The sequence below is a fragment of the Longibacter sp. genome (assembly GCF_051155795.1).
Taxonomy (GTDB): Bacteria; Bacteroidota; Rhodothermia; order Rhodothermales; family Salinibacteraceae; genus Longibacter.
Genome location: NZ_DAXETW010000157.1, coordinates 1 through 9,351, shown reverse-complemented (window position 1 = coordinate 9,351; position 9,351 = coordinate 1). Strand labels below are relative to the sequence as shown.

Genomic DNA, 9,351 nt, shown 5'->3' with positions numbered 1-9,351 from the left:
ATCTCGCACACGCAGAGTTCTCCGCCGCCATGATAAATCAAGTCGACGATCCGCAGACGCACCTCATTCGCAAGTGCCTTGAAGCGCTTGACATGCGTATCGATCTCGTCCGGCGGCAGAGTTTCATGCGGCGTTCCTCCGCAGGCGCAGGTTACCGTCTCTGTGGATTTCATCGCAGGGTTGTAGGAGGCCAGGAGAGGGAGTGAGCCGGAATGCCAACATCTTACATAGATAAGTATCTATATATGATCCTGCTGCTGCCTCTGTCCGTTCAATCTTCACGATTCCAATCATGAAGGCCCACACACCTGGATGGTATGGACCAGGACCAGGCATTGGGTTCCTGCGCGTCGTCTACGGTCTCTGGGGCGATGTATTGATAGGTCGAGGCGGCTCACCGATTACCTGTATGGGTGCACTCAACCCCTACAGCCTGAAAGAGGCTTCGCGTGCGAGTTAAGGGACTCGTCATTGCTCGTCTCAAGAACCAGCGTTTGGATACGCACACTGGAAACACATCACTCCGCACAGCAGCGCTGAGCCTGGATGGCATTGTCTCAAAAGACGTGTCAAAATCGATCGTATCAATACCTGCCAGATAGTGTAGGTTTTGCACCATACACCGAAAAGAGACGGAGCCGACAACGTTTTTAGACCGGGGAGATGCCGTGCCGTTGTCGGGATAATACGTTGCTCGGTGCAGGCTGATCGTAAAGCTGGGAAAAGGATGTCGTGCCTTCGGCGTTTACATCCTGACCACCACTGCACAGTAGCGTACTCACCTCAGCCTACTTTTTACCGTGGAGAATGTGCAGGCTCACGAGGCGAGCGACGAGGACGGCGACGTAGAAGACTCCCGTGACGGCTTCCAGAACGGCAAGGGATCGCGCGCGGCTGCTCAGAGGAAGCACGTCGCCATACCCTAAGGTAGTCAGGGTCACAAAACTGTAGTACAGCAGATCACCCCATGGGCGGGTGTCGCCGGTGGCTGTGAGGGTGAACGAGCCGGGCTGAAGAGTCTCTGTGACGGTATACAGCATGGCCCAGATCACCCCGAGCAGCAGGTACCCGGCGATGGCCCCGTAAATCATCTCCGCGTCGACCCGGTCTGCCTGGATCACGTGCCGAAGGAGGATTTGAGTCACGTACCCCAGAAAAAGGGCACCCAGTGCAGGTGCCAAGACGGCCACAGCAACGTCGTCCAAACCCAACTGATCGAGCCACAACGCGATGAACCAGGGGATGCCCAGCAACAGGGCCACCACCCATTGGCGCTTCTGCTCACTTACCGCATGCACGGCGGTGAACAGCACCGCTGTTAGCATGACGTTCAGCACTAACATGCCCTGGATAAGGGGATAAACAACGATTAAAACCACAAGGGCAATCAGCAAGAACTGCAGTCGGGCTCTGAGCAAGGGCATGATGTCTTCGTTTTGAAGATTGGCTCGATGCCAAAAAGTCCCAACTTGGCTCCATCCTCACTCAGACCGGGTGGTCGACGTCGGTTCCGGCATGGATCGTCCTCATTACCTTTCCCGAAACGCCTCACATGAGCGGCTCGCTGGCACTGCATACTCACTGGTACTGCCTACAAGGCAATCTGCCGAGCTTTGTGGGTATAGTACATCCAGGCAGTCAGGAAGTATTGTCGTGATCAAAGACCTATTCAGGAAACAACCTTGACCCACACCAACGGCACCGATGTCACGCGCATCACCCATCGATCGCTGGTCGTTGTTCGTTTCGGATTGCTCATGTCTTCTCAGGCGTAGTACGATACCCGGTATGAGGCTTTCCTCGGCTTCTCGTATCTCGGCGCGAAGCCAAACCGTGACCTCGCCAGTTTCGGCCTGTCCAGCGCTAACCCGTACAGTTATGATCTACCGAGGCACCGTTTACTCTGAGTTGGAAGTTGCTGAGGGATAGGTAAAGCCGGAAAAGTTGACGCGGAAGAGCAGTGCGTACAGGGCGGGGACGAAGCCGAGCGTGAGTACGGTGGCGAAGAGGAGACCAAACAGAATCGATACCGCCATCGCTTCGAAAAGTGGCCCACCGCCAAGCCACAAGGGAATAAGGCCTCCCGCCGTCGTCGCGGTGGTGAGAAGGATGGGGCGAAAGCGGCGCTGAGCCGACTCCACGATGGCGCGGTCGGGCGGATGGCCGTTTTCATTCATCTCGATGTCGATGCGGTCGAGTAGCACGATGGCGTTGTTGATCACGATTCCCGCAAGCGCAATGATGCCAAGGAGCGCCATAAAACCGAACGGCTGTCCCGTGATGAGGAGGCCAAAGGTTACCCCGATGACCGAGAGCGGGATGGTCAGCAAGATGATCGTTGGCTTACGAATCGAGTTGAACTGCCACACCAGCAGGAGTAAGATGATGATGCCGGCGATAGGGAGTTTTTCTGTGATGGACGCGGTTGCCTGGGAAGAGCCTTCGATGTCGCCGCCAAGTTCGAAGCCATACCCGAGCGGCCAGTCTTCTTGCTGGGCTTCGAGCCATGGCGTGAGGTCTTCCGAAATGTCGAAGGCCGTTCGGCCCACGGCCGGGTCGAGCCCGGAGCGGACCGTGACCGCGAGCGAACGGTCGCGGCGTAGGATCTGGGAGGGCTCAAACGCAAGCTCAATATCGGCGACCTGTCCGAGCGGGACGTTTCGCCCGGTCGCCTGAGCGTACATGTTGATCGATTCGATCCGGCTGATGCTTTCGCGTACGCGCTCCCCCGATCGAAGCGTCACGGGGATAATCTCGGCGGCCTCCCGAAACTGGGTCGCTTCGACCCCGGACAGGGCGGTCTGCAGCGATACCGCGATGTCCTGGTTCGAGACCCCGGCCCGGCGTGCCCGTACTTCGTCGATTTCTACGCGCAGCTTCTTGGTGAACTGTCCCCAGTTATCGGAGATGTTGATCGTTCCATCAATGGAGGCGACCTGTTGCTTTACCTGGTCGACGATACCGAAGAGAACGTCCGCATCATCCCCGAAGAGCCGCACCTCGATCGGATTCGCGGTGGCGGGCCCTGACGACAGGGGTCGTATTTTCGCATCGAGGCCCGGGTGGCGCTGTTCGACGTAGCCACGCAGGCGACGCATCACGTCGTTCTGCACGTCGAAGCTCGTCGTGTTGGCAATCAGGGCGGCGTAATTGGAGCGGCCTTGCTCCGGGCTGTAACCCAGGTTGAACCGGGGCGCTCCCGTCCCGACAAAGAACGTCCAGTTTTCAAGTCCCGGCTCGCTCGCGCCGGTTGATGCCAATTCGGCGTCCATAAATCCCTCGATATCCGCGACGACGGCCTGGGTCTGTTCGAAGGACGTACCATACGGCAGGTTCAGTTCGCCCGTGAAGAGCACCTCTCGCTTCTCCGGGAAGAAGATTTGCTCCACGAATCCGAACCCCCAGAGCGATACGAGGAGCAGCCCGTATGCCGCAAGGAGCGTAAGAGCCGGTCGCTTGAGGAGGCCGGTCAGAAGGTCGCGATACCGGCGATAGAAGGGGGAGTCGTACTCACCGCCTTCATCATGTGCGGGGGCGTCACCAGAAGCGTCATCAGAAGCGACATCACCCGTGGCAACGTCACCGGCATCCGTGGCCGCGCTAATCGTTGTGTCGCCCCTCTTCCTTTTTACCCGCAAGAAGAGAACGCAAAAGAGCGGGATCATGGTAATCGCCAGGAGCCACGACGAGAGAAGCGTGATGGTAATCACCTGAGCGAGAGGGGCCGTGTATTCGCCGACCGTCGATTCGGCGAGGTAGATTGGCAGAAACGCGGCCGCGGTCGTGAGGGAGGAGACGAGGAGCGGGATGCGCAACTCGCGCGCCGACGCGACAGCGGCTTCCACGGCCGACTTGCCTTCCTCCATCTCCACCAGGATCGCCTCGCTCATCACGATCGCGTTATCGACCAAGAGGCCAAGCGCGATGATCAGGGCCGCGAGGGATATCTGGTCGAGGCCGATGTTGAAGCCGTCCATCATCATCAGGGTTGCGACCATGGCCATCGGAATGAGCGTGGCAACGACGAGCCCCGTTCGGAGCCCGAGGAAGATCAGCATCGAGAGAATGACGATGCCGATCGCCTGAAACACCGACGACGTGAAGTCGCCGACCGAGCGCTCGACCACGCCGGGCTGAAAGCTGAGGACACCAAACGAGAGGCCGATCGGATAGCGCTGCTCGAGCCGGCGAACGGTGGTCAGCACGTCGTCCCCGAGCCCGATGATATCCCCCCCGTCCCGCATAGAAATCGCCAGTACGAGACCCTCCTCGCCGGTCACGCGCACTTCCTCGGTGCGCGGGTCGACGTAACCCCGGTTTACATCGGCAATATCCCCGAGGAAGACCACGTCGCCGGTTCCGGGCAACCTGATGACGGTGCGCCGGATTGCCTCGACGGTTTCGTAGGCGCCGGATGGCTCGAGCGTGATGCTTTCCACGCCGGTCTGCACCGCTCCGCCCGGGATGATGATGTTGCTCGTCTGAAGAATGTTCTGAAGCTGCCCCGTGGAGAGGCCGAGCTCCGCGAGGCGAGCGTTATCGTATACCACGAAGACGCGCTCGGGCTGCGCGCCGATGATCTCAACTTTGGCGACATCCTCGATCTTGAGGAGTTCACTCCGTACTTGCTCAGCGGTCTCCTCCAGTTCGCGGTAGGAGAACCCATCGCCCGTCAGCGTCAGGAGGGTACCAAACACGTCGCCGAACTCGTCGTCGACCGTGGAGACCACACCAGCCGGCAGATCGGGCCCCACCTGTTCGACTTTGCGCCGAAGCTTATCGAAGACGGGCTGGAGGTCCTGCACATCGTCCTTTAACGCCACGGAAATGATGGAAACGCTTGTGCGCGACGTGCTGGTAATGTTGTCTACTTCCGGGATTTCCTGAATACGCTGTTCCAGCTTGTCGGTCACGAGCTGTTCGACGCGCTGAGGGCTCGCCCCGGGAAACGGCGTGATGACGCGTGCCACCCGAATCTTAAAGCCAGGGTCCTCGGCGCGGGGCAGGTTCAGATACGCCTGTATGCCCGCGAAGAGCACCGCCACGAGCACCACGGCTGTGACGACCTTATTTTCAATTGCGTAGCGGGTAATGTCCATGTTGATCCGCGATGAATCGGGTAGAATAGAGATCCCCGCAAAGTGATGAAGAGGGGAGGAGGAGAATAGACGTAGGTATCACGTAGGGGAGCGCTCGTCCGGGTGTGTTTTTTGTCCCGCAAATATGCCCGTGTTATTCCTGGCCGCCACCCTGTTGTGTGCCTACGGAGTCGGAGGGCGAGCGGGCACCGCCGAGCAGGGCCACCTCCTGGCTATCTGCCAGAACGCTGACGCCCGCCGTCACGACGAGGTCGCCGCTCTGGACCCCTTCCAGGATCTCGATGGCGTCGCCCTGAAAGCCGCCGGTCTCGACCGGGCGGCGTAGCGCGATCGCTCGGTCCTGTCCCTGCTGCTGCAGCACAAAGACGAACCGGCCGTCGCGATCTTCACCTACGGAGTGCGCTGGAACGACCACCCGGATCGCAGATGAACTCTCTCCCGCAGATGATGAGGCACCCATCGGAAGCGTGACGTCTGCCGCCATGCCTGGTCGGACCTGCGATGCGGTTTCCGTGAGGCGCACGGTGACTGGGAAAGTGGTTGCGCCGCCCGTGGGGGCTACACCCACCTCGGTGATGGTCGCTTCGTACTCTGCATCCCCCAGTGCGCCGATGCGAACCTGCGCAGGGGCACCGGTGCGGACCCGTCCGATCAGTCCCTCCGGCACGGGCACCTCGACCTCCGGCTGTCCGGCTCCGCTGATCGTGACCACCGGTCGACCGGGACTGACCTGTTCTCCGACTTCAGCCGCTACATCAGCGACGGCGCCTGAGAGGGGCGCGGCGAGCTGCGTGTAGCTGACCTGCCGCTCGGCCGCGCGTAGCTGCGCCTCCGCAGATCGCACCTGCGCCTGAGCCGACGTAAACTGCGCCCGTGCAGCGTCGAGATCACTTTGCGATGCTCCCTGATTTGCGTACAGCTGTTGCGTGCGTTCGTAGGTCGCCTCCGCGTTGCGGAGTTGGGCGTTTGCCTGCGCCAGCGCCGCCTCGGCCTGCCGTTGTTGGATGACATAGTCCGTGGCGTCGAGTCGGGCGAGGATTTGCCCCCGTCGGACTTGCTGCCCCACCTGCACGCCGACGGACTCCACAGCTCCGCGTACCCGGAAGGCAACCTGGGCCTCAGACCCAGCCTGCGCGACGCCTGAAAAGGTTCGTCCCTGCTCGCTGCTGGCGCTGAATACCTGTTCGTAGCGGACAGGGCGTGGCGGCTCCTCCGGCGGGGCTTCCTCGGTCCGACATCCTGCTGTCACAACCAGGACCAAAAGAGCGCTACACAGAAGAGATCGAAGAATGTAGCGATCTGGCGACCGGCCGTAGCGTAGACCGATGGGCAACCGTAACACAGTCGGGATAGGCAACGGATTGATGGTTAAGGGAAGAATGAGTGGAAGGGTGCGTCCGCGTGGGGGCGAGCCACCCTGACGGCTGTCCCCCGATAGGTGTATTCGTTCTGTGTCAACGTGCTACCTCTCTGCAGACACGCTGCGCAGGAACTCTCCGAGTCGCTCGCGGAAGGCCGCAAGATCGTCGGGCGAGCTGAGTGCCTCGAAGCGGCTGAGCGCGCGCTCGACGCGCTTGAGATCAATCAGGAAATTGTAGGTCGCGTTCGTCACACCCACTTCCGCCTGCTGAGCAGCCGTCTGTGACTCGAGGAGCGGTGTCACGTCCAGGGCACCCGCCGCGTAAGAGTCCGTCACGATGTCGAGTGACTGTTGGGCCGCGTCCGCAGCGCGGCGTGCTTCGCGTATGGCTGCGTAGGAAGCCGCGGCAAACTGAAGCTGTGTGCGCATGTTTTGCTCGACGCGTTGTGCGGCCAGGTCGCGCTCCAGCCGGAGGCGTTCGGCCTCTGCCGTGGCCCGGTTGCGCCGGGCGATGCGGCCGCCTCCTTCAAACAGGGGAAGCGAGATGTTCACCCCGACGGTCCAGAACGTGTTGGGTGGTTCCGGCAAGGGAAAAAACCCGGGCGAGCCAGTGGGGGCCGGGAATGACAGACCCTCCGTGCCGGCTCCGTCCTCGTACAGTGCGCTGTTCAACTGTGCGACGGCAGCCACCGTGGGAAGGTAGAACGAGCGTCCGGCAGCCCGTGCGGCTCGCTCTTGAGCGCGGATGCCGGCCTCGATGGCCTGAATCGCTGGCTCGGACCGCACCGCCTCTTCACTTAGAAAATCGCGGATTTCCTCGAAGACACGAGGGTTGGTGACGAAGCCGGCCAGTGTACTTCCTGCGCTGAGTGCGTCGGCGCCGGCCTGGACATCTTCGGCGACCATGAAAGGGGCTTCAAGCGGCCGATTGAGCACCTGGTTCAGCGCAAGGCGTGCAGCCTGCAATTGCACGAACGCGTTGATGAGATCCGTGCGCCGGGTTCCGCTTTCGGCCTGGAGGCGCAGCGATTCGGCGGGTCCGGCGGTTCCCACGGCCTCTCGCTGATTCGCCAATTCTAAGCTCTCGCGCGTCAGGATCAGGTTGTCCCGCTGCACCTGCACCAGGGCCTCCGCGCGCAGGACGTTCAGGTACGCCTCGGCGGCTTCGAGGGCAATGTCGAGCCGTCGCGTCGTTCGCTCGTTCTCCCGTGCGGACTGCGACAGTTTCTCGATGTTTACGTTCGCCCGTGCGCCCTCCGAAAACAGGATCTGAGAAAGGCTGATTTGACCCGTTGCTGTGCGCTCTGGCTGCTGTCCCAGTGACGCCTCGGCACGTTGTGCGTCGACGAGCGTCCCGGTGACGCCGGCGTCGATCTGCGGCAGGAGCGTCGAACGGGCTTCGCCCACCCGAGCCGCGCCCGCGATCACAGCTCGATCCTGCGCAGCCAGGGCCAGGTTCCCCGATACCGCCATTTGGATGGCTTCGTCAAGCGTGATCGTGTCCCCGGCCTGCTTGGGGTCTGTCCCGATGAGATCCGCTTCAAGAAGAAGCCCCAGCGGAGGGTAGACGTTCACGGCGCTGGCGGTTGCTCGGTTGATGACGAGCCGTCCGCTTGTCGTTGTTTGCACTGCGAACGTCGATGGATCATCTCCGAGTAGGATGCGCTCGGCAAAGACAGCGACCCGTCGGGCCAACTGAGAGACGATGTCGGTCTCAAAGGCGGCCATGAAGCCGAGGCTCACTTCGCGCTGTCCCCCGAATGCAAACGAAGGAAGGGTTCGAGTGGAGAGGCTGTCGGCAAGCGCTCGCAGCGCGGGCACCGACAGTCGGTCGAGCGGACCCACGTACACGCCGTCAATGTCCGTAGGCAGGTCGTCGAGGGTCGTTTCAAGCGAAGAGCCTACGGCCACCGCTTCCAGCTCAAGCCCTACGTCCGCCCCGATTCTTTGCAGTTGCCGCTCCAGACCGGGTATTCCACGCAACAATCCTTCATTCAGAAGAACCGCGACGCTCTCGACGGATGCGACTTCGCGGAAGGTTTGTAGATCGCGCTCCAGTGCTGCCGGCGCCGTAAGGTAGGTTACGCCGGAGGCTCCGCTCGACCCATTATCTTGGGGAAGGCCCTGCAGTTCGGGGTCGATTACAGCGGCTGCAATGACCGGATGAGGTGGATCCTGAAGTCCTGCAGCCACCTGCGATGTGAGGGCTCCAACGGTAATGACGAGATCCACGTCCGTATGCTTCATGACGAGGCGAATCTGCTGGTGTGCACCGGCCAAGGTGTAATCCGCCGCGACAGCCTCGAAGCGCAGGTCAAACGCGCGCGCGGCGAGCGTCCGGATTTCTTGCTCGAAGAGCGTGCGCAGGCTATCGTTGCGTGGACCCGGCCCGTCGAAAACGAACGTGATGGTCGCCTCAGAACGTGTCTCCGCCTGCGCCATCGCAGAGGGTGACCCGATCACAACACATAGTAGAACGCAAGCCGTGAGGAAGCCGATGCTAAGAAATAGAATACGACGAGTCATACGGAGGCTGAAGAGTCGAAAGGCGACAAAATAATACGCGTGTGACCGCTACGGAGGCTTGATTGCGCAGACTTACCCGTTGCCCTGAAGCCGATCGCGCATCTTCTCGCGCCGTTCTTCCTGCAGGGCGCCCCATTCGGCCATTTGGTCATCCGTAAGCACGGACGCTAGCTGTTTTTCCGTCTGCTTGTGCACCCTATTCATGTCCCGCCGCATCTTTAACAGCGTGCGGCGTCCGGGTCGGTCGTCTGGATCTATATTCTCGAGATCAATGCCGTATTCGTTGAGGATGGCCCGTCGTTGCATCTGGTCGTCTTTTAGGATGGGACGAACCGTCTCTTTCTGAGAATCCGTCAACTGAAGGCG

5 protein-coding genes are annotated in these 9,351 nt (G+C 60.9%); all 5 read right to left on the bottom strand.

Translation table 11 applies throughout. The annotated features are described in order from the left end of the window. Positions 1 to 788 precede the first annotated feature (788 nt). Positions 789 to 1,424: a potassium channel family protein gene (locus tag ACFCU0_RS15185; RefSeq protein ID WP_434974528.1), complete on the bottom strand. Its 636-nt coding sequence runs from the start codon at positions 1,422 to 1,424 to the stop codon at positions 789 to 791. A gap of 474 nt (positions 1,425 to 1,898) precedes the next feature. Then, positions 1,899 to 5,099 carry an efflux RND transporter permease subunit gene (locus ACFCU0_RS15180; protein WP_434974527.1) on the bottom strand — a complete coding sequence of 1,067 codons (3,201 nt, stop codon included), beginning with the start codon at positions 5,097 to 5,099 and terminating at the stop codon, positions 1,899 to 1,901. Between the two features lie 133 nt (positions 5,100 to 5,232). Next, positions 5,233 to 6,456: an efflux RND transporter periplasmic adaptor subunit gene (locus ACFCU0_RS15175; RefSeq protein WP_434974526.1), complete on the bottom strand. Its 1,224-nt coding sequence runs from the start codon at positions 6,454 to 6,456 to the stop codon at positions 5,233 to 5,235. 105 nt (positions 6,457 to 6,561) lie between these two features. After that, positions 6,562 to 8,985: an ABC transporter substrate binding protein gene (locus ACFCU0_RS15170; protein ID WP_434974525.1), complete on the bottom strand. Its 2,424-nt coding sequence runs from the start codon at positions 8,983 to 8,985 to the stop codon at positions 6,562 to 6,564. A 72-nt stretch (positions 8,986 to 9,057) separates the two neighbouring features. Further along, the coding region (locus ACFCU0_RS15165; protein ID WP_434974524.1) for a hypothetical protein at positions 9,058 to 9,351 on the bottom strand (294 nt) is incomplete at its 5' end.

What these genes read in the sequence shown, in the direction of transcription:
- ACFCU0_RS15185 (WP_434974528.1), bottom strand. Translation starts at nt 1,424, where the DNA reads ATGCCCTTGCTCAGAGCCCGACTGCAGTTCTTGCTGATTGCCCTTGTG.
- ACFCU0_RS15180 (WP_434974527.1), bottom strand. Translation starts at nt 5,099, where the DNA reads ATGGACATTACCCGCTACGCAATTGAAAATAAGGTCGTCACAGCCGTG.
- ACFCU0_RS15170 (WP_434974525.1), bottom strand. Translation starts at nt 8,985, where the DNA reads ATGACTCGTCGTATTCTATTTCTTAGCATCGGCTTCCTCACGGCTTGC.